We start from the raw sequence: 25,732 nt of genomic DNA on the forward strand, positions 1-25,732 counted from the left end.
CCTCGTTCGAAGCCGGACAGACGGTCACGAGCGGACTGCGTGATTCTCGGTGGCGTCCACATCCGCGGTGACGGCCGGACCTCGGGTTCTGCAGGCCGCCCACACAGCCGCGGTGGCGGCGGTGCACGCGCCTGCACCGGCAACGTGGAACGCAACGAGCACAGCCGGTACTCCGGTGAAGTACTGCACCAAGCCGATCAGAGACTGCGCCAGTACCAGCGCGATCAACACGTGCAGTCGGAACTTCACCACCTGCGGCGCACGGACCGCGTACAACGCGAATCCCAGCCCGACGAGCAGGGCAAGATAGCCGACCAGGAACTGCGAATGGGTGTGCACCAGCGTGACGATCTCGATACCGAGACGCGGTACGGGCTCTTCGATGCTCTTGTCTCCGGCATGCGGACCGGCCCCGGTGACCATGGTGCCTGCGATCAACACACCCGTCAGAGCAACCCCTGACAGCCCCGTGAGCGCGCGCAGAGCGGCGGGGACCGTGGGCCTCGACTCCGATGCCGCGTCGGTCTCGCCGACCTTGGCGTACAGCAGAGTTGCCAACCACACCATGGCCATCGACACGACGAGGTGAACGGCGACTGTCCACCACAGCAGACCCGTCAATACGGTGAATCCGCCGATCACGGCTTGCACGACGGTACCGAGCGGCATCAGCCATGCGAAGAACAGCACCTCACGACGGCGGCGCGCTCTGGTCACAGCGATGACGACGCCGGCGGCTGCGAGAACCACTACGAAGGTAAGCAGGCGATTGCCGAACTCCACCGCCTGGTGCAGCACCGGGACCTCGGACACCCCGACGGGAGTGAAGCTACCGGGGAAGCATTGCGGCCAGGTGGGGCAGCCGAGACCGGACCCGGTCACCCGAACCACGGCCCCGGTGACGGCGATGCCGCCCTGCGTCACGATCGCGATGAATGCCAGCACCCGCTGTACTCGAAGTGACGGCAGTGGCAGGAGATCGACGACGCGCAAGAACGCTCTGTACAGCACCCCACGATGGTAAACGCCGATCAACTACACAGCGTCGTTGGGTGGTGAGGGCTCCTAGGTGAACTTGAACGTGCGCACGGCGAGGGTGCCGCATACAGCTGCCCACACCAGCAGTACGACCACGCCGAAGATGTCGAACGACGAGGTGACCCCGCGGCTCAGTGCCTCGCCGAGTGCGCCGGACGGAACGATCCGCGCAACGTTCTGCAGACCCTGAGGGATCTGGTCGTCCACGAACACCGCGCTGCCGATACCCAGCATGACGAACCACGCGATGTTCGCTAGAGCCAACACGATCTCGGCTCGCAGGGTCCCGCCCAGTAGCAGACCCATCGACGCGAACGTGACGGTTCCCAAGGCGATGATGACGGCCCCGAGCATCAGACCGGTCGCGCTCGGCCGCCAACCCAGCGCAACGCCGATCGACCCGAGCAGAATCGACTGCAGGATCACCACGATCACCACTGCAGCAGATTTGCCGCCGATGATGCCCCAACGCGGCAGCGGTGTTGCTCCGAGTCGCTTCAATGCGCCGTACCGGCGATCGAACCCGACCGCGATCGCCTGCCCGGTGAACGCCGTCGACATGATGGCCACCATCATCACGGCCGGAACCACCCGGGCCACTCGATCCTCGCCCAGTTCGCCGAAGGGCAGCAACGTCAGACCGATCAGCAAGGTGATCGGGATGAACATCGTCAGCAGCAGCTGTTCACCGTTGCGCAGCAACAACTTCAATTCGAGTCGAGTCTGCGCGAACAACATCTGTGCGGCCGACGCGGGCTGCGGTCGCGGCGTGAACAGACCTGTTTCGAATCGGTTGTCGGCGAGCCGGGCTTCTCTGCGCACCGTCACTTCCTCAATTCTCTACCGGTGAGCTCGAGGAACACGTCCTCGAGACGGCGCTGGTCGACCTGCAACTCGGTCGCCAGCACGTCCTGCTGCGCACACCAGGACGTGACGATCACCAGAATCTGCGGCTCGATCACCCCGGAGACCACATACGAACCGGGCGTCGGTTCCGACGGTACGTAACCCGGGGGAAGTGCCGCGTCGAGCATGGACAGTTCGAGTCCGGGGGGAGCGGTGAACCGTAGTTGCCCTTCGGCACCCTGCTTGGTCAGTTCCGAGGGCGTTCCCGAGGCCACGACGCGTCCGTTGTCGATGATCGTCAGACGATCGGCCAGTTGCTCGGCCTCGTCCATCAGATGCGTCGTGAGCAGTACACCGACTCCGTCGCGGCGCAATGCGTCGATCAGCTCCCACACCAGCAATCGGGCCTGTGCGTCCAGTCCGGCCGTCGGCTCGTCGAGGAACACCAGTTCGGGCCGACCGACGATGGCGCAGGCCAACGCCAGACGCTGCTGCTGCCCGCCGGAGAGCCGCCGGTACGGGGTGCGCACGGCGGAGGTCAAACCGAGGCAGTCGAGTAGCCACGCCGGATCGAGTGGGTCGGCCGAGTACGACGCGACGAGTTGGAGCATCTCGCCTGCCTTGGACCCGGGGTATGCGCCGCCGCCCTGAAGCATGACGCCGATGCGTGGACGCAACTGCGCCGACTCGGCGATGGGATCCAGTCCGAGGACCCGAACCGATCCGCTGTCGGGTACCACGAAGCCTTCGCACATCTCGACCGTGGTGGTTTTTCCGGCACCGTTCGGGCCGAGCAGTGCCAGAACCTCGCCGGGCCCGATGTTCAGGCTCAGGCCGTCGACGGCCGTGACGCCGTCGTACGACTTGCGTACGTCGGTCAACTGCACGACAGGTTGCGTCGCGTTCGACGCCCCGGAGATCACGAGGACTCAGCGTATTCGTCGGCGGTACGGCCCTGTGCCGGTGGTCCGGTGCGAATGGGCCAGGGGAGTCGGTTCCGTGTGATCAGGTACAGCACCGCGATGGTCAGAATCGTCATGACCGCTGCCTGCACTATCTGAAAGGGCTGGTACTCGCTGCCGTTCGGCATGAGAATGACGCTGACCAGGGACGAGAACGCGATTGCGGGCCGGCGGAACGACGGGGTCGTGGCCCAGGCCGCCAGCGGAATCACAGCCCACAGCAGGTACCAGGGCTGTACCACCGGGAACAGCAGAACCACGGCACCCAACGCGACACCGAGTGCGCCGACCGGGTGCACTCTGCCGCGTAGGACCGCGATCAGCATGCGCACGACGATCACGCCTGCGACCACGGCAGCGATCGGGCGAGTGAGACCCAACACAGCGGTGGTGTGATCGCCGAGGCCGAGCAGTACTCCCACGAATCCGGTACCCAAGCCGAGGATCGTGGGGATCGACATCCAACTTCGTACGACGCCTGCCGTGCCGAGGGTGTCGATCCAGCCGAAGCCGAGTCCGCTACCCAGGCTGACGGCGACCTGCACGACGATGACGACCGTGCCGAGAAGCAGCGCTACGTACACCACGGACCGGAGCGTGCCACCCCATCGTTTGGACAGCGCCATCCCAACGAAACCCAGTGCGATGAGAGACGGGATCTTGACGGTGGAGGACAGGGCGATGAGGGCGGCTCCTCCGATGAGAAAAGCGAAGTCGATCCGACGCAGTGCCCCAGTGCGTTCGACGGCCCGCAGTGCGAATTCGGTGCCTGCAAGCATGATCCCGATCATCAGAGCCTCGTTGTGGATCCCGGCAACCAGATGGAAGAGCAGCAACGGGTTCGCAGCGCCGAGCCAGAGCGCACTCACCGAGGCCACGCCGCAGCGTCGAGCCAGGCGCGGCAGCGCCCACACGATCAACGCGACGCCGGCCAACGCCAGCAGGCGATGCAGAAAAATACCGGCGACGATGTTCTCGCCGGTCAGGTAGGTGATGCCGCGGCCCATCCACAGGAACAGCGGACCGTACGGTGCAGGCGTGTCGCGCCAGATCGTGGGAACGGTTCGGGTCAGCACGTTGTCGACGCCGAGGGCCGTCGCAGGGCCGACCTCGTAGGGGTCGAGTCCGCGCGCCGTGATCTCGCTCTGCGCAAGGTAGGAGTAGACGTCGCGCGAGAACATCGGCGGCGCCACAGACAGCGGCAGAATCCACAACATCAGTGTGCGGTCCATCTGAGATCGACTCAGTCGCCGCGGAATGGTTCCGGACCGCGTCTGACCGAGAGCAAATCTGCCCAGCAACAACCAGGCGATGACCACGATGACGGTGCCGGTCATCGTGACGGTCAGCGCGGAGGTGGCCATTCGGGACGGCAGACTCAGGAATCGAACGCCGAAGACTGGATTCTGCAGCACCGGCTGCGCTCCCGCGCCGAGGGCTCCGATCGCCATCAGCAGGGCGCCCGCGGCTCCGAATCGGCGGATGTTTCGGAGTTGGCCCGTTTCGGACGGGTTCAGCCCCGGCGCTTCCTGCTCGTCGCCGTGCAAGGTAGCGACAACGCTGCCCGGTGGAGTGGGCTCGAGGCCGATGACGCGGCGTGCGGGGGCCAGGACGAATCTGCGGACGATCGCCGACGGGGTGGCCTTCGAGGTGCGGGAGTCCTGTGCCGAGTCGGCGCCGCTCGTGGAAGGTGAGCGCTCGGAACTGTGCTCACTGTCGGTCGATGCCACAAAGGGAGCGTAGCGGTGCGTCCGAGCGCGACCTGCACCGTGCTCCTCGACTCGGCGTCACAACACCCGTGGCGGTGACCTGCATAGGGCACCCTTGCTGGACCGGGTTCGGCAATTCCGTCACACTGGTGTTGTGAAAACAACCGATAGCTCGCTCGTGCGTCCGGGAAGTGTCGAATCCTCGGCCGCCGGCGCAGGCGTTTCGTCGGTGCGACCTGCCTCGGCCCCCGAGGGACAGACGCGGAGCGCAGTGGTCACACTACTGCTCGAAGAAGGCCCCATCACCGCCTCCGATATCGGCACTCGGTTGGGGTTGAGCGCAGCAGGTGTCCGACGTCACCTCGATGCACTCATCGATGCAGGTGAGGCCCGTATCACGACACCCGCGGGTGCGCGTCGGCGTGGTAGGGGGCGTCCGGCGAAGCATTTCCAGCTCACTGCAGCCGGTCGTAACCGTCTCGGTCATACCTACGACGATCTGGCTGGTGCAGCCATGCGGCAGCTCCGCAAGATCGGCGGCGATGCGGCCATCGAGACGTTCGCTCGGCAACGCGTCAACACCATCGTGGCCGATGTCGAACCTGCTACGGGGGCCGACGCCGATGCCGTGGAGGACGCGGCGGGGAGAATCGCCGACGCCTTCAGTGCAGCGGGGTTCTCGGCCACCACCCGGCAGGTCGGCAACGGTGTGCAGATCTGCCAACACCATTGCCCGGTCTCGCATGTGGCTTCGGAGTTTCCGGAGCTGTGCGAGGCGGAGCAGACCGCGTTCGCCGAGATACTCGGCACACACGTGCAGCGCTTGGCGACCATCGCCAACGGGAACTGCGCCTGCACGACGCACGTGCCGCTCATGGTGGCGCGGCACTCGAATACCGATAGTTCCGACAAGAAGACTTCCGACGCGCAGCCCCGTGTCGGAGAACGCCCACGCCTCCGGAAGGAGCCCGCATGACCGTCACACCAGACCAGGTGACACCCACCGCGCCGCTGACCCAGGACGAGACCATCGCCTCGCTCGGCACCTACGGATACGGCTGGGCCGACTCGGACGTAGCCGGTGAAAGCGCCAAGCGCGGTCTCTCCGAGGCCGTCGTTCGGGACATCTCGCAGAAGAAGAGCGAGCCCGAGTGGATGCTCGAGGCGCGCCTCAAGGCACTCAAGACGTTCGAGCGCAAGCCGATGCCGAACTGGGGTTCCAACCTCGACGGCATCGATTTCGACAACATCAAGTACTTCGTGCGGTCCAGCGAGAAGCAGGCCGCAACGTGGGAAGACCTGCCCGAGGACATCAAGAACACGTACGACAAGCTCGGCATCCCAGAGGCGGAGAAGCAGCGCCTCGTCTCCGGTGTGGCCGCTCAGTACGAGTCCGAGGTGGTCTACCACTCGATCCGTGAGGACCTCGAAGCGCAGGGTGTGTTGTTCCTCGACACCGACACCGCGCTCAAGGAGCAGCCGGAGCTGTTCCGCGAGTACTTCGGCACCGTGATTCCGGCGGGCGACAACAAGTTCTCCGCTCTGAACACTGCGGTGTGGTCCGGTGGATCGTTCATCTACATCCCGCCGGGCGTCCACGTGGACATCCCGCTACAGGCGTACTTCCGGATCAACACCGAGAACATGGGCCAGTTCGAGCGCACGCTGATCATCGTCGACGAAGGTGCCTACGTGCACTACGTCGAGGGCTGCACCGCACCGATCTACAAGTCGGATTCGCTGCACTCCGCCGTGGTCGAGATCATCGTCAAGAAGGGCGGCCGTTGCCGCTACACGACCATTCAGAACTGGTCGAACAACGTCTACAACCTGGTCACCAAGCGTGCCAAGGCCGAAGCGGGCGCAACGATGGAGTGGGTCGACGGCAACATCGGCTCCAAGGTCACGATGAAGTACCCGGCCGTGTGGATGACGGGCGAGTACGCCAAGGGCGAGGTTCTCTCGGTCGCGTTCGCAGGCCCGGACCAGCACCAGGACACCGGCTCGAAGATGCTGCACCTGGCACCGCACACGTCCTCGAACATCGTCAGCAAGTCCGTTGCCCGTGGCGGCGGGCGGACGTCCTACCGCGGTCTGATCCAGATCAACAAGGGTGCGCACGGCTCGCGATCGACGGTCAAGTGCGACGCGTTGCTCGTCGACACGATCAGCCGCTCCGACACGTACCCCTACGTCGACATCCGTGAGGACGACGTCTCCATGGGCCACGAGGCCACCGTCTCGAAGGTCAGCGACGATCAGTTGTTCTACCTGATGAGCCGCGGCATGACCGAGGACGAGGCCATGGCGATGGTCGTGCGCGGCTTCGTCGAGCCGATCGCCCGCGAACTGCCGATGGAATACGCCCTCGAGCTCAACCGGCTCATCGAGCTGCAGATGGAAGGGTCGGTCGGATAAGTGAACAACCCCCTCACGGGAGTGATCGGCGCTGTCGCGTCCGAGAACCCGGCCAAGGAAGACAAGACGAAGCTCGTCGAGAACAAGGGCGCGCAGTTCACGTCCTACGACGTGAATGCGTTCGAAATCCCGTCCGGTCGTGACGAGCTGTGGCGTTTCACGCCGCTGCGTCGGCTGCGCGGGCTGCACGACGGTTCCGCCGTCGCCGATGGTGCCGCACAGGTCACCGTCGATGCTCCGGAGTCGGTGGTCGTGGAGACCGTCGGCCGCGAGGACGATCGACTCGGCAAGGCCGGGGTACCGGCCGATCGCATTGCCGCCCAAGCGTTCTCGGCATTCACCGAAGCCACGATCGTCTCCGTGCCCAACGAGGTCGAGGTAGCCGATCCGATCGAGATCACCATCGACGGACCTGGTGTCGATCACGTCGCCTACGGTCACGTTCAGATTCGTCTCGGCACGTTCGCGCGGGCCACCGTCGTGATCGACCAGCGAGGCAGCGGCACGTACGCCGAGAACGTCGAGTTCGTTCTGGGCGACAGCTCGCAGTTGCACGTGGTGCTCATTCAGGACTGGCAGTCCGACGCCGTACACGTGGCGGCGCACCACGCGATGCTCGGACGCGACGCCGTGTTGCGGCACTACAACGTCAGCCTCGGCGGCGATCTGGTGCGCATCAGCCCGACCGTCCGATACAGCGCTCCCGGTGGTGACGCGAACCTCCTCGGTCTGTACTTCGCCGATGCGGGGCAGCACCTGGAGCAGCGCCTGTTGGTCGACCATTCGGCTCCGCACTGCAAGTCCAACGTGATGTACAAGGGTGCGCTTCAGGGTGAAGTAGGCCCGGGCAAGCACGACGCGCACACCGTCTGGATCGGCGACGTTCTCATCCGCGCCGAGGCCGAGGGCACCGAGACCTACGAGCTCAACCGCAACCTGGTGCTCACCGACGGTGCTCGCGCCGACTCGGTACCCAACCTCGAGATCGAGACCGGGGAGATCGTCGGAGCAGGCCACGCCAGCGCCACCGGTCGTTTCGACGACGAGCAGCTGTTCTACCTGCGCGCCCGAGGCATCTCCGAGGAAGTCGCTCGCCGACTCGTCGTTCGCGGCTTCTTCCACGAGGTCATCGACAAGATTCCGGTCCCCGCCGTGCGGGAGCGTCTGGACGCTGCCATCGAGACCGAACTCGCCGTCGTCGGCGCGTAGGTCTCACCCCGAACCTTTCTCGACTGCACAAAGGAACGTGAAGATGTCCACACTCGAAATCCGCGACCTGCACGTCAGCGTCGCCAACTCCGACTCGACCGCGGAGCCCATCAACATCCTCAAGGGTGTCGACCTCACCGTGAAGTCCGGTGAGACACACGCGATCATGGGGCCCAACGGCTCCGGCAAGTCCACCCTGTCGTACGCGATCGCGGGTCACCCGAAATACACGGTCACCTCCGGCACCATCACCCTCGACGGTGAAGACGTGCTCGAGATGAGCGTCGACGAGCGGGCTCGCGCAGGCCTCTTCCTGGCCATGCAGTACCCCGTCGAGGTGCCGGGAGTGTCGATGTCGAACTTCCTGCGCACCGCCGCCACCGCAGTGCGAGGCGAAGCACCGAAGCTGCGGCACTGGGTCAAGGAAGCCAAGACCGCGATGAGCGAACTCGAGATCGAGCCCAACTTCCTCGAGCGCAACGTCAACGAAGGATTCTCCGGCGGCGAGAAGAAGCGCCACGAAATTCTTCAGTTGGGACTGCTCAAGCCGAAGATCGCCATTTTGGACGAAACCGACTCCGGCCTCGACGTCGACGCACTGCGCGTGGTCTCCGAGGGCGTCAACAAATACAAGGAGCGCGAGGACGGCGGAGTACTACTGATCACGCACTACACCCGCATCCTGCGCTACATCAAGCCCGACTTCGTGCACGTCTTCGTCAACGGGGAGATCGTGAAGTCCGGCGGAGCCGAGCTGGCCGACGAGCTGGAGGCCAACGGATACGCCGGCTACGCCCAGGCCGCGACCACCGGAGCATGAGTACGGCTGCGCCGGCAACGGTAGCGGCATCGTTCGATGTCGCCACCGTTCGGCGCGACTTCCCCATCCTCTCGCGCACCGTCCGTGACGGAAAGCCACTGGTGTACTTGGACTCCGGCGCTACCTCGCAGCGGCCCGTACAGGTACTCGACGCCGAGCGGGAGTTTCTGACCACCTGCAACGCTGCCGTACACCGCGGGGCACATCAGTTGGCCGAGGAAGCCACCGACGCCTACGAGGGCGCTCGCGGCGCCATCGCGTCGTTCGTCGGGGCGGATGTCGACGAAATCGTGTTCACCAAGAACGCCACCGAGTCGCTCAACCTGGTCACGTACGTTCTGGCCGACCAGCGCTTCGATCGGCATCTCGGTCCGGGCGACGAAATCGTCGTGACCGAACTCGAGCATCACGCCAATCTCGTTCCCTGGCAAGAACTTGCGGCCAGGACAGGTGCGACTCTGCGCTGGTACGGCGTCACCGACGACGGACGAATCGATCTCGACTCGCTCGAATTGTCCTCCGCCGTCAAGGTTCTCGCGTTCACTCATCAGTCCAACGTGACCGGTGCCGTTGCTCCGGTCGAGGAATTGGTGCGTCGAGCCAGGTCCGTGGGCGCACTCGTCGTTCTCGATGCGTGCCAGTCGGTGCCGCACATGAAGGTCGATTTCCACGCGCTCGACGTCGACTACGCTGCGTTCTCCGGTCACAAGATGCTCGGGCCCTCGGGTGTTGGCGTTCTCTACGGCAAGGCCGCACTGCTCGAGGCGATGCCCCCGTTCATCACCGGTGGCTCGATGATCGAGACCGTGACGATGGAGAAGACGACTTTCGCTGCGCCTCCGCAGCGGTTCGAGGCCGGAGTTCCGATGACCTCGCAGGTGGTCGGACTCGGCGCTGCTGTGCGCTATCTGGAGAACATCGGCATCGATGTCGTTGCAGCGCACGAGAAGACCCTGGTCGCAGCAACTCTCGCCGAGTTCGCGAAGATCGACGGGGTCCGAGTCATCGGCCCCACCGAGAACGTCGACCGCGGTTCGGCAGTGTCGTTCGTCGTCGACGGAATCCACGCCCACGACCTCGGGCAGATCCTGGACGACGAGGGCGTCGCCATCCGCGTCGGGCATCACTGCGCATGGCCACTACATCGCCGGTTCGGTGTGGCTGCGACGGCTCGCGCCTCGTTCGCGCTGTACAACACGGTCGAGGAAGTGCAGGTTCTCGCGCAGGCGATCCGCCGCGCGCAGGCGTTCTTCGGTACCGCCGACGCAGGCGCGGGAGGTCAGCTGTAGATGCGGATGGAACAGATGTATCAGGAAGTGATCCTCGATCACTACAAGCACCCGCACGGCCGCGGGCTGCGCGAGCCGTTCGGTGCTCAGGTGCATCACGTCAACCCCACCTGCGGTGACGAGGTGACCCTCCGTGTGCAGATCGAGGACGGCACCGTCGCCGATGTCTCGTACGACGGCCAGGGTTGCTCGATCAGTCAGGCCGCGACGTCGGTTCTGACCGATCAGGTCGTCGGCCTGACCGTCGCCGAGGCTCTGAAGACCGTCGACGCGTTCAGTGAGATGGTCGGCAGCAGAGGTACCGTCGAGGGTGACGAGGATGTCATCGGTGATGGAATCGCGTTCGCCGGTGTGGCCAAGTACCCGGCCCGCGTCAAGTGCGCGCTCCTGGGTTGGATGGCTTTCAAGGACGCGGTTGTTCAAGTAGTGGACGCAGATTCGACACCCACGACAGGCGAGACCGCCCAGTCGGCATTTTCCGGAGGACAGCAATCATGACGGACGCAACAGAGACGACGCCGGAGACCACACCGACGGAATTGACCGCCGAAGAGATCAAAGTGCTCGAGGATCTCGAAGAAGCGATGCGCGACGTCGTCGACCCCGAACTCGGCATCAACGTCGTCGACCTGGGGCTGGTCTACGACATCAAGATCGACGCCGAAGACATCGTCACGGTGGACATGACGCTCACCTCTGCGGCCTGCCCGCTGACCGACGTCATCGAGGATCAGGCCCGCGGCGCGCTCGTGCGCAGCGGGCTTGCCGCCGACCTGAAGATCAACTGGGTCTGGATGCCGCCGTGGGGTCCCGACAAGATCACCGACGACGGACGCGAGCAGCTCAGGGCTCTCGGCTTCACCGTCTGACGTAGGGCCGCTGGGTGCCGTCAGGCACCTTTGGCTTCGGCGTCCTTGGCATCTGCCTTCGCGGGAGCCGACTTCTTCGCCGCGGCTTTCTTGGCCGGGGCCTTCTTGGCCGCCGCTTTCTTCGCGGGTGCCTTCTTCGCCGGAGTCGTAGTGGTGGACCCCGATTTGGCGTTCTTACCGGCCGCCTCGACGCTGCGTTGCAACGCAGCCACGAGGTCGACCACTTCGGCGTCCTCGCCGTCGTCGTCGGATTCTGCCTCGGTGTGCACGACTTTCTCGCCACCGTTGGCAAGCGTCTCGTCGATCAGCTTTCGCAATTCGATCTGGTAGTCGTCCGTGTACTCGGTGGGATCGAATTCCGAGGACATGCTCTCGACCAGCGACGTCGCCATCTTGACTTCCTGCGGACGCGCGGACGGTGCATCCTCGAGCGAAGGAAACTCAGCGGCCCTGACCTCGTCCGGCCACAGCAGCGTCTGGATCACCAAGACGTCGTCGCGCACCCGCAGCGCGGCCAGCCGAGTTTTCTGCCGCAGAGTGAAGTGCACCAGCGCAGTGCGCTCGGTCTCTTCCAAAGTTTCCCGTAGCAGTACGTACGCCTTCGGTGACGCGGAGTCCGGCTCGAGGAAGTAGCTCTTGTCGTAGAGAATCGGATCGATCTGCTCGGTCGGCACGAATTCCAGAACAGGGATCTCGTGCTTCTCCGCTGCTGGGAGCTTGTCGAAATCGTCGTCGGTGAGGATCACACGTTCGCCGTCGGGGGAGTCGTAGGCCTTGTCGATATCGGCGAACTGCACCGACTTGCCGCATTCCTGGCAGATGCGGTCGTACTTGATGCGACCGCCGTCCTTCGCGTGCACCTGATGGAACCTGATGTCGTGCTGCTCGGTGGCCGAGTAGACCTTCACCGGAACGTTGACCAGTCCGAAGGCAATCGAGCCCTTCCATATGCTGCGCATCTGTCAATGATCGCCGACCGGGCACCCGCGTGTCGACCGTTGGCGAAGAAACTCAGCTGCGGGACGTTCGATGCACGATCGTGCGCGCTATCGCCAGCCTGGCCGATGATGGCAGCGTCGGAAACATCCGCAGCATCGCGGTCATCGTCCCGAGAGCGTCGTCGTGGCCTGAGAGGTACGAGCGCTGCAGTTCGACCGGTAGTGAGAAGAAGCTGGAGAAGAACTGGGGAACCATCTCCGGTTCGAGTGCGAGCGCCGTACGCAGCCCCAGGTTTCGCAGCTTCTGCACTGTCCAGATGTTGAGTGCGCGGCGGCGCCGCGGTCGATCCCCGTCACGGAACCGGTCGACGAGAACATCCGCCGAGGCCAGGGACGCTGCCACGCTGTAGCCCGTGGCGGGGTGCATCAGATTCGAGCGAGATCCGAACAGCACCGGACCGCTTCGCCCGGTGTGCAGCAGCGACCGAGGCGGTGGCTCGACCGAGAAGCGAACTCGCTCTACATCCTCCTGGCCGTTCGGTTTCACATTGCGGTTCGCCAGACGGTGATGCAAACGTTTGCGAAGGACCGCGAGATCCAGCGCCGGTCGGCCTACCAGGCACGTCTCCTCGAGCAGAATTCGATCATCGTCGAGCGCCACGGCGTACAGGAAACTCGGGGCTTCGCCGGGTCGAGCGCCGTTGTCGGTGCGCCAGTCCATGAACCAGGCGTCGGACCCTTCGAGAATCGGTTCGGCGCGGTCCCGTTCGACGACGATGCCGAAAGCGGTTTGCTGCGCGAGATCGCGAGAATCGAGCGTCCCGCGGGCATCGACGACATGCAGCGCGTCGATGGTGGTCCCATCGGTTGTCGTCACACGAGAACCTGTGACATCGACGGCTGCTCCGGCCAGTACGCGCACTCGGTCCAGAGACAGGGTTGCTTGAAGTTTCGGTGTGTGCAGCACGCAGTACGACCGATCGATGATCCGGTGGTGATCGGTCCACACAGCCGGCTTCTGCGCGGTCGAGGCGACTGCTTCCGCGGGCAACCACGACGGTAACTCGTCGGCCCAGGCAGAGTAGGTCGGCGTCCACGTCCGCGCCGGGTGCGGATCGAGCACGAGGACGTCGAGTCCGGCCTCTGCACATCGGTGCGCAACGGCCCGCCCCGCCGGGCCGAGTCCGACGACAGCGACGTCGGCCGAGTAATCGTTCACATTCCGCCGGTGGCGAGCAAACCACCGTCCACGCGCACGGTCTCGCCGGTGATCCAGGAGGACGCGTCCGAGACCAGGAATGCGACCAGAGCCGCTACATCTTCCGGGTTTCCGAGACGCTTCATCGGATAGCCGGCCGCGGCTGCGTCTTCTCCGTTGGCAACGAGAGCCTCCGCGAACTTGGTCTTCACCACACCCGGTGCCACCGCATTGACGCGAATTTTCGGCCCGAGCTGCCAGGCGAGCTCCTCGGTGAGGCGGATCAAGGCAGCTTTCGATGCGCCGTACGCGGCGATCACGCCGGTGGAGCGGATACCCGCCACGCTCGCAATGTTGACGATAGCGCCGCCGTTCTCACCCATCCAGGCATGGAACGCCTGCTGGACGAAGCCGAGAGTGCCGACGACATTGGTGTCGAAAATCTTGCTCACACCCGCCAGGTCGGCGTCCATCAGCGAGCCGTACACGGGATTGATACCGGTGTTGTTCACCAAGATGTCCAGGGAACCGAACGTCTCGACGGTTCTCGTCACCGCGTCGCGTCGGTGCTCCGGATCACCTGCATTGCCGTCGATCGCGAGTACGGAATCGCCGAGTTCGGCTGCCGCCGCAACGAGCGGTTCCCGTTTGCGTGCGGTGATGGCCACGTTCGCTCCGCGAGCGAGCAGTTCCGCGGCGATCGCCTTACCGATGCCCCTACTACCTCCGGTGACGAGCGCGGTGCGCCCGGTGAGGTCGAGGGTCGGCGCGCTGGTTGCAGAGTCCGTTTCGAAGGCGTCGGTCATCGATCAGACGTTACCGGTGTCACCGTCGTTACTGGGTGAGGGCACGTGAATGCTGAGCTAAAATGGGGGTTTGCTGTGCCGTGCTTCGGCGCACCTGTGTTCGCCCGTCGGTCGACGGGCAACGATCTTGTTCGGCAATCGCTAGGAGCTCACGCGTGATCACCGCCACCGACCTGGAAGTTCGTGCCGGTGTGCGGACCCTTCTGTCCACCGAGGGGCCCGCGCTCCGTGTCCAGGCAGGCGACCGCATCGGGTTGGTGGGTCGTAACGGTGCAGGCAAGACCACGACTCTGCGCATCCTGGCAGGCGAAGGTGAGCCGTACGCGGGCGAGGTCGTGCGTACCGGCGACCTCGGCTACCTGCCGCAGGACCCCAAAGAAGGCGATCTCGACGTGCTGGCCAGGGATCGGGTGCTCTCGGCCCGGGGCCTGGACACCCTCCTGCACAGTATGGAGAAGCAGCAGGCGCTGATGGCCGAGGTCGCGGACGAGGCGTTGCTCGACAAGGCCGTCCGCAAGTACGGCGAACTCGAAGAACGCTTCGCCTCCCTCGGTGGCTACGAAGCCGAGAGCGAAGCTGCGCGCATCTGCAACAGCCTCGGCTTGGCCGACCGCATCCTCGGCCAGCCACTGCGGACACTGTCCGGTGGTCAGCGTCGCCGAGTCGAGCTGGCCCGCATTCTGTTCGCCGCGTCCGACGGTAGTGGCGGACGCTCGAACACGACGTTGCTCCTCGACGAGCCGACCAACCACCTCGACGCCGATTCCATCACCTGGCTGCGCGGATTCCTGCAGAGCCACGAGGGCGGACTGATCGTCATCAGTCACGATGTCGAGCTGCTCGGGGACGTCGTGAACAGGGTGTGGTTCCTCGACGCCGTGCGCGGGGAAGCAGACATCTACAACATGAACTGGAAGAAGTACCTCGACGCCCGCGCCACGGACGAGCAGCGGCGCCGTCGCGAGCGCGCCAACGCCGAGAAGAAGGCCGGAGCACTGCGCGTGCAGGCTGCCAAGATGGGCGCGAAGGCCACCAAAGCCGTTGCAGCACAGAACATGGCGAAGCGCGCCGACAAGCTGATGGCCAACCTCGACGCCGAGCGAGTGTCCGACAAGGTCGCTCACATTCGTTTCCCCGAGCCGGCACCGTGCGGCAAGACACCGCTGATGGCGAAGAACCTGACCAAGATGTACGGGTCTCTGGAGATCTTCGCCGGCGTCGACCTGGCGATCGACCGAGGCAGCCGCGTCGTGGTGCTCGGACTCAACGGCGCGGGCAAGACGACGCTGCTGCGCATCCTCGCCGGAACCGAGAAGGCCGACACCGGAGAGATCGAACCCGGCCACGGCATGCGCGTCGGATACTTCGCACAGGAACACGACACCCTCGACGATCACGCGTCGGTCTGGGAGAACATCCGGCACGCGGCACCCGACACCGGCGAGCAGGAACTGCGATCGCTGCTCGGAGCCTTCATGTTCACCGGCCCCCAGCTCGACCAGCCTGCAGGTACGTTGTCCGGCGGCGAGAAGACCCGATTGGCGCTCGCCGGGTTGGTGTCGTCGGCAGCGAACGTACTGCTGCTGGACGAACCGACCAACAACCTGGACCCGATCTCGCGTGAGCAGGTCCTCGACGCACTCCGTAGCTACAAGGGTGCCGTCGTACTCGTCACCCACGATCCCGGTGCCGCGGAAGCGCTCTCACCCGAACGGGTGATTCTGCTCCCCGACGGGACCGAGGACCACTGGTCGCAGGAATACCTGGAACTGATCCAGCTCGCGTAACAGTGCTCAGTCCTGCCTGCGGACCGATTCTTCGACCAGGTCGAGGATTGCCGCCAGGTTGGACCCACCCTGACCGGACGCTATCCGAGCGACCAGACCGTCCAGCACGAGATCCAGGTAATCGGCCAAGACGTCGTTGGGGACATCGTCACGCAGTCTTCCCGCGGTCTTCTGACGTTCGAGCCGGCCGAGAGTCGCGTCGGTCAGTTCCGCCGAACGCTCGGCCCAGCTGGTCCGGAAATCGGCGTCGGTGCGCAGTCGCCGGGTGATCTCGAGCCGGGTTCCGAGCCACTCGAACTGCTCGGGTTGCGCCAGCATGTCTCGCATCACCTGGACCAAGCCCTGGGTGGCCGCGACCTCTGCCATGCGTCGGGCGTCTTCTTGCGCCAACGCCAGGAACAGGCCGTCCTTGTCCTTGAAATGGTGGAATATGGCTCCGCGCGAGAGACCGGTTGCTTCTTCCAGGCGTCGTACCGTCGCGCCTTCGTAACCGAACTCGCCGAAGCACTTTCGCGCGCCGTCGAGAATCTCGCTTCGGCGGGCGGCCAGGTGGTCTTCGCTGACCTTGGGCACGTGTGAGTTCCCTACTTTCGATGAGGGCCTCGACCGATACGGCGATGGGCCCGGAAACACGTTGTCGGTTCCGGGCCCATCGCCGCTGCAAGGCGTACGTCAGATGACGCGCACTCAGCCTCTGATCATGTTGCGCAGCACGTACTGCAGGATGCCACCGTTGCGGTAGTAATCCGCTTCACCCGGGGTGTCGATGCGAACCACGGCCTCGAACTCGACCTTCGAGCCGTCTTCCTTGGTCGCGATGACGGTCATCGTCTTCGGGGTTGTACCCTCGTTCAGCTTCGCGACGCCGACGATGTCGAACGTCTCGGTGCCGTCGAGCTTGAGCGACGACGCGCTCTCACCGGCCGGGAACTGCAGGGGAACGACGCCCATGCCGATGAGGTTGGAGCGGTGGATGCGCTCGAACGACTCGGTGATGACGGCCTTGACGCCGAGGAGCGAGGTGCCCTTGGCGGCCCAGTCGCGCGAGGAGCCGCTGCCGTACTCCTTGCCGCCCAGCACGACCAGCGGGATGCCGGCCTTCTGGTAGTTCTGCGACGCGTCGTAGATGAAGGACTGCGGTCCACCGTCCTGCGTGAAGTCGCGGGTGTAGCCGCCCGAGACGTCGTCGAGGAGTTGGTTCTTGAGGCGGATGTTCGCGAACGTTCCGCGAATCATGACCTCGTGGTTTCCGCGACGCGAACCGAGCGAGTTGTAGTCCTTGCGCTCGACGCCGTGCGAGTCCAGGTACTGCGCGGCGGGCGTGCCTGCCTTGATGGGTCCGGCCGGGCTGATGTGGTCGGTGGTGACCGAATCGCCGAGCAGAGCCAACACGCGTGCACCCGTGATGTCCTCGACCGGAGCCGGGTCCATCGTCATGCCGTCGAAGTACGGAGGCTTGCGCACGTACGTGGACTTGGGATCCCACTCGAACGTGTCGCCTTCGGGGGTCGAGAGGTTCTGCCAGCGGCTGTCACCGGCGAAGATCGTCTCGTAGGACTTGCTGAACATGTCCCGACTGATCGAGGACTGGATGGTCTCTTCGATTTCCTGCGAGGACGGCCAGATGTCCTTCAGGAACACGGGGTTGCCCTCGTGGTCCTCGCCGAGCGCATCGGTCTCGAAGTCGAAGTCCATCGTGCCCGCCAGGCCGTAGGCGATGACCAGCGGCGGTGACGCCAGGTAGTTCATCTTCACGTCGGGGGAGATGCGACCCTCGAAGTTGCGGTTGCCCGACAGCACTGCGGTGACCGAGAGGTCGTTGTCGTTGATCGCCTTCGAGATCGGCTCGAGCAGCGGGCCGGTGTTACCGATACACGTGGTGCAGCCGTAACCGCCGAGGTAGTAGCCCAGCTTCTCGAGGTACGGCCACAGGCCGGCCTTCTCGTAGTAGTCGGTGACGACCTGCGAGCCGGGCGCCATGTTGGTCTTGACCCAGGGCTTGGTGGACAGGCCCTTCTCCACGGCATTGCGGGCGAGCAGCGCTGCACCGAGCATGACCGACGGGTTCGAGGTGTTGGTGCAGGAGGTGATGCCTGCAACCACGACGGCACCGTGATCGAGGACGAACTCGCCGGCTTCGTCGGTGGTGACGCGAACCGGCTTGCTCGGACGACCCTCGGAACCGTAAGCGGCCGAACGAACGTCGACGGAGTCCTCTTCGGCGAAGCTCAGCGACGCGGAGTCGCTGGCCGGGAACGATTCGTCGAGTGCCTCGTCGAGCTTGCTGTCACCCTCGTGCGCCGGGTGGTTCTCCTCGACGTAGTTGTGGATGTCCTTGCGGAACGCGATCTTGGACTCGGACAACAGGATTCGGTCCTGCGGGCGCTTCGGGCCTGCGATGGACGGAACGACCGTGTTGAGGTCGAGCTCGATGTACTCGGAGTACACGGCCTCGTTCTTCGGGTCGTGCCACATGCCCTGTTCCTTGGCGTACGCCTCGACGAGCGCGAGCTGCTCGTCGCTGCGGCCGGTGAGGCGCAGGTAGTTGATCGTCTCTTCGTCGATCGGGAAAATTGCTGCGGTGGAACCGAACTCGGGGCTCATGTTGCCCAGGGTGGCGCGGTTCGCGAGCGGAACCTCGGCCACACCCTCGCCGTAGAACTCGACGAACTTACCGACGACGCCGTGCTTGCGCAGCATCTCGGTCGCGGTCAGCACCACGTCGGTCGCGGTGACGCCGGGCTGGATCTCACCGGAGAGCTTGAAGCCGACGACGCGCGGGATGAGCATCGAGACGGGCTGGCCGAGCATGGCTGCCTCGGCCTCGATGCCGCCGACGCCCCAGCCCAGCACACCCAGGCCGTTGACCATCGTGGTGTGCGAGTCGGTGCCGACGCAGGTGTCGGGGTAGGCCTGGCCCTTGCGAGTCATGATGGTCGGTGCCAGGTACTCGATGTTGACCTGGTGCACGATGCCCATGCCCGGGGGGACGACCTTGAAATCGTCGAATGCGCCCTGTCCCCAACGCAGGAACTGGTAACGCTCGCCGTTGCGCTCGTACTCGAGATCGACGTTGCGCTCGAGGGCATCGGCGCGGCCGAAGACGTCGAGGATGACCGAGTGGTCGATGACCATGTCGGCGGGGGAGAGGGGGTTGACCTTGTTGGGGTCGCCACCCAAGGTGGTGACGGCTTCACGCATCGTGGCGAGGTCGACGATGCACGGCACGCCGGTGAAGTCCTGCATGATGACGCGTGCAGGGGTGAACTGAATTTCGAAGCTCGGCTCCGCGGACGGATCCCACGAGGCAATCGAACGGATGTGGTCGGCGGTGATGTTGGCGCCGTCCTCGGTGCGAAGGAGGTTCTCCGCGAGGACCTTCAGCGCGTAGGGCAGTTTCTCGGCACCGGGCAAGGCCGACAGTCGGAAGATCTCGTACGAGTTCTCGCCGACTTCGAGGGTGCCCTTTGCACCGAATGAATCATTACTTGCGGTCACTTCTGCTCCACTCGTCTCTGAGGCACACCGCCGACGGGGCTGTGTCGACGGTTGAAGCGAGGCGCTCACCGTGGGCCTCGGCCTCGAGTCTCGAAACCGGGATCTCGAGGCGGACGCACGATCAGTGTCTCGATGGAAGTCTAACAGTACGCTTGTCCTGTGAAAACCTGCGGTCCTGTTCTCGGCGCGTGTCGAGAGAGGGATGCGCACCACGATCCTCACGCAGTGCTCCCTGCTACGCAATGAAGGGCGACCTCAGTAGTGGCACCGGAGCTGCACGCCTACCAGGTGTGGACGCGGCTGTGACGTAGGGTTCGACGCGACTGGTTCCTACCGACTGGACGAGAGATGCCTGAGCCGATTCACGCCGTTTCCCCACTTGCCACCGACATTCCGGCAGGTCTGGACGTCGACAGCATCGTCGCCACGGTCAGCGAGTCCGGCGTCAGTGCGCCGGCCGACGAGCAAGCCGGGCTCTCCGGAGCAGTGGCACGCGCCGAAGACCACGGCATCGATCTGAGCATCGTCATCGTGCCGACGGAACCTCGCCACGATTCGCAGCTCCGCGACCTCGCAACCGCGGTGGGCGCGCGCGAGGGCGGCACGGTCCTCGTTCTCAGTCCAGGGCAGGTGGGCACGTTCAGCGACTCCATCAGCCGAGTGACGCTCGAAGCGGGTCAGGACCGTACCTACACCGGCAATCACGTCGTCGCCGCCGACAACTTCGTCGACACCCTCGTGGAGGACCAGACGCCGTGGGGTCTGATCACGGGCGGCCTCGTCGTCGTGGTCGCCGCTGCGGCGACCCTCACCGCTGCCGTCAAGGTACGTCGGTACCGCGCTGGTGCGGCGTCGAGTCCCGACTCCGACGCGAACTGAACCGAGTTCCACCGCGTCGTTCACACAACCGACGCCCGAGCCGCGCGACGCGCTCGCGATTTGTCGCGACCCACCCCTCGAAAAAGTCGGAAAAATTGTTTCCGACAAACTCCGAGTTCACAGCGTTGTGCCTGGTGAAATCACAAATGTGTCATTTGTGACTGGAGTTTCTTTAGCGTGCAAAGTGTCGTACGGTGCCATTGGCACTGCTGGGGAAGGAGTGTCGCAGAAGGCGGTTGTCATCCGTGGGGAACTCGGGAGGCCACTGCTTCGGGTGTGACTGACGTGGTTCGCACCTGTCGTATCGCTGCGTGTTTCTTTCCCGCTCGGCGAGCGCGTTCACCGTCACCTGCGATCGGGGTGGAGGGCGGAGAGCACCTCGACGGCACGACGGTTCGAAGGGACCCGAGTGAAGGCCGGACCCGAGGGAGACATTTGTGAGCCGACGTCCAGTCCGCGGAACTCGCCGCAGAACGCTCGTCCGTACCCGATTCACGCTGGTGGGCGCAAGCCTCGTACTCGCATTGATGGCAACTCTTCCCGGAGTTGCCGCTGCAGTACCACCGCCGCCGCCCAACCCCTCGGACAACGACATCGCTGCAGCAGGAAGCGCCGTCGATGCGCGCCTGGGTCAGGTCGGCCAGTTGATCGATGCAATCGCGTCGGCCAACCAGCAGCTCACCCAGCTCGACAACGAAGTCGCCTCAAAACGAGAAGGCGTCAACAAAGCCCTGGTCGATCTGCAGAATGCTCGTGACGCAGCCGATGTCGCCGCCGCGCTCGTCGGCGCTGCCCAACAGGCGCTCGCGGACGCAGGGACTCAGATTCAGGCAGCGCAACGAAAGTTCGACGAGTTCGCCAAGTCCAGCTACACCCAGGGCTCCGGCGTGGCCTCGATGGCGTCGTTCCTCGGTTCGAGCGGACCGGACGACGTCTTGGACCGCGCCCAGGTGCTGAAGGTCCTGTCCAACAGTCAGAACGCGGTGCTCGACGGCCTGCAGAGGGCCCGCACCGAGCAGGCGAACCGCGATTCCGCGGCACGTGAATCCAAGCAACAGGCCGACGACGCAGCCTCGGAAGCCGAGGCCAAGAAGGCCGAGGCCGAGCAGGCCATCGCCGAGGCACAGGCAGCTCTGCAGGCAGAGGCCGACCAGAAGGCCGCGATCGAATCTCAGCGCGATGCTGCGCAGAGCGAGCTCGACGCAGCCCGCAGCAACGTCGCCGGTCTACAGGATCAGCGCGCAGCGTACGGCGACTGGGAGACACAGAAGGCAGCCGAGGACGCGGCCATCGCCGCCGCCACGGCCGCAGCGAAGGAAGCTGCCGTGCAGGCAGCCGCCCGCGTCTCGGCCAACTTGGCGGCGCAGCAACGCGCCGCGGCCATCGCCGAGGGTCAACGTTCGCACGTGGACGTCGACGACGATACGAGCGCGACCACCGAATCGGACAGCTCGACCGCAACCACCCCGGCCAAACCCAAGCCCACCAAGCCGAAGACGACCACAACGCCGTCGGTCACCGGGAGCGCGGCCGTCGAGTTGGCGATCGACCGCGGAATGAGCCAACTCGGTGTGCCCTACTCATGGGGCGGAGGCGACGAGAACGGACCGACCAAAGGCATCAGAGACGGCGGCGTCGCAGACAGCTACGGCGACTACAACAAGGTCGGCTTCGACTGCTCGGGCCTGATGATCTACGCCTTCGCCGGTCTGGGAATCTCCCTGCCGCACTACACCGGCTACCAGTACACAGCGGGCAAGCAGGTGCCGTCATCGGACATGAAGCGCGGCGACATGATCTTCTACGGACCCAACGCCAGCCAACACGTCGCGCTGTATCTCGGCGACGGCAAGATGCTCGAAGCGCCGCAGTCGGGTTCGGTGGTCAAGGTGTCCGACGTGCGCTACAGCGGAATGACGCCGTACGCCGTGCGAATGGTGTCCTGACCGCCGTCCGGCAACTTCCGGCCTCCCGTCGGGGGTGCCTTTCGGCGCGCATTCGGATCACCTGGAATAGTTGATCGCGGCGGTATCGAACAGTGCCCGACGATGATCGACTGAAAGCGGTGAATTCTTGGTGACATCACGTGACGGCCGGATTTCGAACGACGAGGCGGCGGCGCAAGCCGAGTCTCCGACTCCGAATCCACCGGGTGGGGAGCCGAAGCGGGTGGACAGTCCTGGCCTGGCCGAGGACGTCCAGCTTCTCGAGAAGGCCGTGTACGAGGTCAAGCGCGTGATCGTCGGTCAGGACCGACTCGTCGAGCGCATCCTGGTCGGGTTGCTCGCTCGCGGGCACGTGTTGCTCGAAGGCGTGCCAGGCGTTGCCAAGACCCTCGCCGTCGAAACCTTCGCGCGCGTGGTCGGCGGCTCGTTCTCTCGAGTCCAGTTCACTCCCGACCTCGTTCCGACAGACCTCGTGGGCACCCGCATCTACCGCCAGGGGCGCGAGGAGTTCGACACCGAACTCGGACCCGTCGTGGCGAACTTCGTGCTCGCCGACGAGATCAACCGCGCGCCTGCCAAGGTGCAGTCGGCATTGCTCGAGGTGATGGCCGAGCGACACGTGACCATCGGTGGCAAGACGTTCCCGATGCCCGATCCGTTCCTGGTGATGGCAACGCAGAACCCCATCGAGAACGAGGGTGTGTACCCCCTTCCCGAGGCTCAACGCGACCGGTTCCTGTTCAAGATCGTCGTCGACTACCCGACGGTCGAGGAGGAACGCGAGATCGTCTATCGCATGGGCATCAAGGCTCCCGAGCCCAAGCAGATCCTCGACCCCGTCGAGTTGGTTCGACTGCAGAACCTCGCCAGTTCGGTGTTCGTGCACCATGCGCTCGTCGACTACGTCGTGCGGGTCATCTCGGCCACGCGCACGCCCGAGCAGTTCGGTCTGGACGATGTGGCGAACTGGATCGCCTACGGTGCGTCGCCGCGTGCCACGCTCGGCATCATTGCCGCCTCACGCGCGCTGGCTCTGCTCCGGGGTCGCGACTATGTCGTACCTCAGGACGTTCTGGAAGTCATTCCGGACGTGCTTCGGCACCGCCTCGTCCTGTCCTACGACGCTCTCGCCGACGAGGTGACCCCCGAGACGGTCATCTCCCGGGTGTTGCAGACCGTGGGGCTGCCTCAGGTGTCGCCGCAGGCGGTACCGGTGCCCCAGAGCAATGGAGCAGGCCCGGACGCGCCGCATTTCGACGGACGCCAGCCGCAGGGGCCGTACCCGGCCCAGGGGCAGTTTCCGGCCCCCGGCCAGTTCCCCGCCCCGGGGCAGTTTCCAGCTCAGGGGCAGGTCTCCGTGCCCCACCAGCCCGGATCTCAGCAGCCCGGGCCCCAGCAACACCCGCAGGGCGGTCAGTACGGCCAACCGGCACCGTCGCTGCAGAAGCCGTCGAGTGACGGATCGGCGATCGGTACGCCGGGGCAGTGAGCGGACCCGACACCGCTCCCACGAACGCAGGCCGCGCCGTCGTCTCACGGCCACCGTCGTTCAGATCGGGTGAGCTGCGCGATCCGAAATTGGCTGCGGCGCTGCGAACACTCGAACTGACAGTGCGTCGACGGCTGGACGGGGTGCTGCACGGCGACCATCTGGGGTTGATTCCGGGCCCGGGATCCGAACCGGGCGACGCCAGGGAATACCAGCCGGGTGACGACGTCCGGCAGATGGACTGGTCGGTGACCGCGCGCACGACGCATCCGCATGTGCGGCAGTCGGTGGCCGATCGCGAGCTCGAGACCTGGCTCGTGGTGGACTTGTCCGCCAGTCTCGATTTCGGCACCACCGGGTGTGAGAAGCGTGATCTCGCGGTAGCGGCGTCGGCAGCCATCACGCATCTGTCCGGCGGTGGTGGCAATCGCATCGGCGCGGTGGTGGCCACCGGTTCCGACACCACGCGAATCCCGGCACGGGGTGGCCGCGTACACACCCAGTCGATGCTCCGGTCCATCGCCACGACACCGGCTGCTGCCGACGGAGTCCGCGGTGATCTGAGAGCTGCCATCGAGGCGTTGCGGCGCCCCGAACGACGCCGCGGGATGGCCGTGGTGATCAGCGATTTCCTCGGCCCCATCGATTGGGAACGCTCGCTTCGAGCTATTTCGGCTCGGCACGACGTCTTGGCCGTAGAAGTACTCGATCCACGAGATCTGGAACTGCCCGATGTCGGTGATGTCGTTCTGCACGATCCGGAATCCGGCCGCACCCGAGAATTCAGCACGACGCCGCGGCTGCGAGCTGACTTCGCCCGCGCCGCGTCAGCACACCGTGACGACGTGGAGAAGGCGCTACGGCGCTGTGGAGCACCTCGTCTGACCTTGCGCACCGACGGTGATTGGATTGCCGATGTCGTTCGGTTCGTCACCGCTCGCAGACACACCATCGGGTCCGGCTTCACCAACACCGCGCGGGCGGGGGCACGATGAGCCTGACCGATTTCGCTTCGCCGTGGTGGCTGGGTTTCATCGTGGTCGTCATCGCTCTGACGGCCGGATACCTGTGGAACCAACGGCGCAAACAGAAGCACGTTCTGCGCTTTTCCAACATGGAACTGCTCGAGTCGGTTGCGCCCGATCGACCCAACCGACTGCGACACCTGCCGACCGCCTTGGTGCTGGTCGGACTGCTGTTTCTCACCGTGGCGCTGGCCGGCCCCACCGCCGACCAGCGGGTTCCGCGCAACAGGGCGACCGTCATTCTCGTCATCGACGTCTCGCTGTCGATGGAGGCCACCGACGTCGAACCGACCCGGTTGGCTGCCGCGCAGGAGGCAGCGAAGTCCTTCGCCGACGGTCTGACACCGGGTATCAATCTCGGGTTGGTCGCGTTCGCCGGTACGGCATCGGTCTTGGTGTCTCCCACGGCCAATCGCGAAGCCACCAAGTCCGCTATCGACAAGCTGCAGCTCAGCGAGCGAACAGCAACCGGAGAAGCCATCTTCACCTCGCTCCAGTCGATCGACACTCTCGGAGCGATACTCGGCGGCGGTGACGCAGCACCACCTGCCCGCATCGTGCTGCTCTCCGACGGCAAGCAGACCGTCCCGCAGAATCTCGACGACCCCCGCGGCGGATACACCGCAGCGCGAGCCGCCAAGGACAAGAACGTGCCGATCTCCACCATCTCCTTCGGCACGAGCTACGGATCTGTCGAAATCGAGGACGAGAACGGCGTCGAGCGAGTTCCGGTACCGGTCGACGATCCCTCGCTGCGGGAGATCGCAAATCTCTCGGGTGGCAGCTTCTTCTCCGCGTCGTCGCTGGAGGACCTCAGGGACGTCTACGACACCCTCGAAGAGCAGATCGGGTTCGAGATCACCCGCGGCGACGCGTCGCGCCCCTGGCTGATTCTCGGTGTCCTGTGCATCTCGGTCGGCCTCGGTTCGGCGTTGGTGATGAGGCAACGAATCCCGTGATCGTTGTTCTTACTCACCAGTAAGTTTCGCTTTGTCATTCCAGGTCG

The 25,732-nt window shown here is 64.9% G+C and carries 22 protein-coding genes; 13 read left to right on the forward strand and 9 right to left on the reverse strand.

Annotated features, from left to right (window positions below; all coding sequences use genetic code 11):
• Positions 1–24: 24 nt before the first annotated feature.
• The 4 genes from ACNEOT_RS14955 to mptB are packed head-to-tail and all read right to left on the reverse strand — an operon-like array spanning position 25 to position 4,474.
• Positions 25–1,011, reverse strand: a complete 987-nt coding sequence (locus ACNEOT_RS14955) for a COX15/CtaA family protein (protein ID WP_415974805.1) — start codon at positions 1,009–1,011, stop codon at positions 25–27.
• A gap of 54 nt (positions 1,012–1,065) precedes the next feature.
• A complete protein-coding gene (locus ACNEOT_RS14960; protein WP_415974806.1) occupies positions 1,066–1,860 on the reverse strand; it encodes an ABC transporter permease in 795 nt (264 codons plus the stop codon).
• Positions 1,861–1,862: 2 nt separating this feature from the next.
• Positions 1,863–2,807 carry an ABC transporter ATP-binding protein gene (locus tag ACNEOT_RS14965; RefSeq protein ID WP_415974807.1) on the reverse strand — a complete coding sequence of 315 codons (945 nt, stop codon included), beginning with the start codon at positions 2,805–2,807 and terminating at the stop codon, positions 1,863–1,865.
• Positions 2,804–4,474: a polyprenol phosphomannose-dependent alpha 1,6 mannosyltransferase MptB gene (mptB, locus tag ACNEOT_RS14970; protein ID WP_415975197.1), complete on the reverse strand. Its 1,671-nt coding sequence runs from the start codon at positions 4,472–4,474 to the stop codon at positions 2,804–2,806. The genes ACNEOT_RS14965 and mptB overlap by 4 nt, the downstream gene beginning before the upstream one ends.
• Before the next feature lie 235 nt (positions 4,475–4,709).
• On the opposite strand from mptB, the gene ACNEOT_RS14975 reads away from it, so the two are divergent.
• From ACNEOT_RS14975 to ACNEOT_RS15005, 7 genes are read left to right on the forward strand one after another with little or no spacing between them, the layout of a single operon-like run.
• Entirely contained in the window at positions 4,710–5,531 is an 822-nt protein-coding gene (locus ACNEOT_RS14975) for a helix-turn-helix transcriptional regulator (protein ID WP_415974808.1), read from the forward strand.
• The gene (gene sufB, locus ACNEOT_RS14980; protein ID WP_032377835.1) at positions 5,528–6,973 is read left to right on the forward strand and encodes a Fe-S cluster assembly protein SufB; all 1,446 of its coding nucleotides are present in this window, start codon (positions 5,528–5,530) and stop codon (positions 6,971–6,973) included. Before ACNEOT_RS14975 ends, sufB begins: the two co-directional genes overlap by 4 nt.
• Positions 6,974–8,182: a Fe-S cluster assembly protein SufD gene (gene sufD, locus ACNEOT_RS14985; protein WP_415974809.1), complete on the forward strand. Its 1,209-nt coding sequence runs from the start codon at positions 6,974–6,976 to the stop codon at positions 8,180–8,182.
• A gap of 43 nt (positions 8,183–8,225) precedes the next feature.
• The gene (gene sufC / locus ACNEOT_RS14990; protein ID WP_415974810.1) at positions 8,226–9,002 is read left to right on the forward strand and encodes a Fe-S cluster assembly ATPase SufC; all 777 of its coding nucleotides are present in this window, start codon (positions 8,226–8,228) and stop codon (positions 9,000–9,002) included.
• Positions 8,999–10,291 carry a cysteine desulfurase gene (locus tag ACNEOT_RS14995; protein ID WP_415974812.1) on the forward strand — a complete coding sequence of 431 codons (1,293 nt, stop codon included), beginning with the start codon at positions 8,999–9,001 and terminating at the stop codon, positions 10,289–10,291. Before sufC ends, ACNEOT_RS14995 begins: the two co-directional genes overlap by 4 nt.
• Complete coding sequence (sufU, locus tag ACNEOT_RS15000; RefSeq protein ID WP_415974814.1) at positions 10,292–10,789, forward strand: Fe-S cluster assembly sulfur transfer protein SufU; 498 nt, start codon at positions 10,292–10,294, stop codon at positions 10,787–10,789.
• A complete protein-coding gene (locus ACNEOT_RS15005) occupies positions 10,786–11,160 on the forward strand; it encodes a metal-sulfur cluster assembly factor (protein WP_415974815.1) in 375 nt (124 codons plus the stop codon). The genes sufU and ACNEOT_RS15005 overlap by 4 nt, the downstream gene beginning before the upstream one ends.
• Positions 11,161–11,180: 20 nt before the next feature.
• Here the strand turns inward: ACNEOT_RS15005 and ACNEOT_RS15010 are convergent, their stop codons facing one another.
• The 3 genes from ACNEOT_RS15010 to ACNEOT_RS15020 are packed head-to-tail and all read right to left on the reverse strand — an operon-like array spanning position 11,181 to position 14,102.
• On the reverse strand, positions 11,181–12,119 hold the full coding sequence (locus ACNEOT_RS15010) for a Ku protein (protein ID WP_415974816.1): 939 nt from the start codon (positions 12,117–12,119) through the stop codon (positions 11,181–11,183).
• 52 nt (positions 12,120–12,171) lie between these two features.
• The gene (locus tag ACNEOT_RS15015; RefSeq protein WP_415974817.1) at positions 12,172–13,317 is read right to left on the reverse strand and encodes a lycopene cyclase family protein; all 1,146 of its coding nucleotides are present in this window, start codon (positions 13,315–13,317) and stop codon (positions 12,172–12,174) included.
• Positions 13,314–14,102: an SDR family oxidoreductase gene (locus ACNEOT_RS15020; protein ID WP_415974818.1), complete on the reverse strand. Its 789-nt coding sequence runs from the start codon at positions 14,100–14,102 to the stop codon at positions 13,314–13,316. Before ACNEOT_RS15020 ends, ACNEOT_RS15015 begins: the two co-directional genes overlap by 4 nt.
• A 155-nt stretch (positions 14,103–14,257) precedes the next feature.
• Between ACNEOT_RS15020 and ACNEOT_RS15025 the strand changes: the two genes are divergently transcribed.
• Positions 14,258–15,889 (forward strand): ABC-F family ATP-binding cassette domain-containing protein, encoded by a 1,632-nt coding sequence (locus ACNEOT_RS15025; protein ID WP_415974819.1) that lies wholly within the window; start codon positions 14,258–14,260, stop codon positions 15,887–15,889.
• Between the two features lie 6 nt (positions 15,890–15,895).
• On the opposite strand, the gene ACNEOT_RS15030 is transcribed toward ACNEOT_RS15025, so the two are convergent.
• Complete coding sequence (locus ACNEOT_RS15030; protein WP_415974820.1) at positions 15,896–16,462, reverse strand: TetR/AcrR family transcriptional regulator; 567 nt, start codon at positions 16,460–16,462, stop codon at positions 15,896–15,898.
• A gap of 114 nt (positions 16,463–16,576) precedes the next feature.
• Entirely contained in the window at positions 16,577–19,387 is a 2,811-nt protein-coding gene (locus ACNEOT_RS15035) for an aconitate hydratase (RefSeq protein WP_415974821.1), read from the reverse strand.
• A 348-nt stretch (positions 19,388–19,735) separates the two neighbouring features.
• Here ACNEOT_RS15035 and ACNEOT_RS15040 point away from each other — a divergent pair, with 348 nt between their 5' ends.
• The 5 genes from ACNEOT_RS15040 to ACNEOT_RS15060 all read left to right on the forward strand — a co-directional run bounded on the left by ACNEOT_RS15040 (position 19,736) and on the right by ACNEOT_RS15060 (position 25,685).
• Positions 19,736–20,266, forward strand: coding sequence for a DUF6676 family protein (locus ACNEOT_RS15040; protein WP_415974822.1), 531 nt, complete (start codon positions 19,736–19,738; stop codon positions 20,264–20,266).
• Between the two features lie 437 nt (positions 20,267–20,703).
• Positions 20,704–22,212, forward strand: coding sequence for an NlpC/P60 family protein (locus tag ACNEOT_RS15045; RefSeq protein WP_415974823.1), 1,509 nt, complete (start codon positions 20,704–20,706; stop codon positions 22,210–22,212).
• A 223-nt stretch (positions 22,213–22,435) separates the two neighbouring features.
• The gene (locus ACNEOT_RS15050) at positions 22,436–23,701 is read left to right on the forward strand and encodes an AAA family ATPase (RefSeq protein WP_415975199.1); all 1,266 of its coding nucleotides are present in this window, start codon (positions 22,436–22,438) and stop codon (positions 23,699–23,701) included.
• Positions 23,698–24,696 carry a DUF58 domain-containing protein gene (locus ACNEOT_RS15055; protein ID WP_415974824.1) on the forward strand — a complete coding sequence of 333 codons (999 nt, stop codon included), beginning with the start codon at positions 23,698–23,700 and terminating at the stop codon, positions 24,694–24,696. Before ACNEOT_RS15050 ends, ACNEOT_RS15055 begins: the two co-directional genes overlap by 4 nt.
• The gene (locus ACNEOT_RS15060; RefSeq protein ID WP_415974825.1) at positions 24,693–25,685 is read left to right on the forward strand and encodes a VWA domain-containing protein; all 993 of its coding nucleotides are present in this window, start codon (positions 24,693–24,695) and stop codon (positions 25,683–25,685) included. Before ACNEOT_RS15055 ends, ACNEOT_RS15060 begins: the two co-directional genes overlap by 4 nt.
• Positions 25,686–25,732: the final 47 nt, after the last annotated feature.

It is taken from the genome of Rhodococcus sp. 077-4 (assembly GCF_047782425.1).
In the GTDB taxonomy this organism is placed as follows: Bacteria; Actinomycetota; Actinomycetes; order Mycobacteriales; family Mycobacteriaceae; genus Rhodococcoides.

Bases quoted from the DNA above. Each gene is read 5' to 3' on its own strand.
- sufB (WP_032377835.1), top strand. From the start codon at position 5,528: ATGACCGTCACACCAGACCAGGTGACACCCACCGCGCCGCTGACCCAG.
- sufC (WP_415974810.1), top strand. From the start codon at position 8,226: ATGTCCACACTCGAAATCCGCGACCTGCACGTCAGCGTCGCCAACTCC.
- ACNEOT_RS14995 (WP_415974812.1), top strand. From the start codon at position 8,999: ATGAGTACGGCTGCGCCGGCAACGGTAGCGGCATCGTTCGATGTCGCC.
- sufU (WP_415974814.1), top strand. From the start codon at position 10,292: ATGCGGATGGAACAGATGTATCAGGAAGTGATCCTCGATCACTACAAG.
- ACNEOT_RS15005 (WP_415974815.1), top strand. From the start codon at position 10,786: ATGACGGACGCAACAGAGACGACGCCGGAGACCACACCGACGGAATTG.
- ACNEOT_RS15010 (WP_415974816.1), bottom strand. From the start codon at position 12,119: ATGCGCAGCATATGGAAGGGCTCGATTGCCTTCGGACTGGTCAACGTT.
- ACNEOT_RS15020 (WP_415974818.1), bottom strand. From the start codon at position 14,102: ATGACCGACGCCTTCGAAACGGACTCTGCAACCAGCGCGCCGACCCTC.
- ACNEOT_RS15040 (WP_415974822.1), top strand. From the start codon at position 19,736: ATGCCTGAGCCGATTCACGCCGTTTCCCCACTTGCCACCGACATTCCG.
- ACNEOT_RS15060 (WP_415974825.1), top strand. From the start codon at position 24,693: ATGAGCCTGACCGATTTCGCTTCGCCGTGGTGGCTGGGTTTCATCGTG.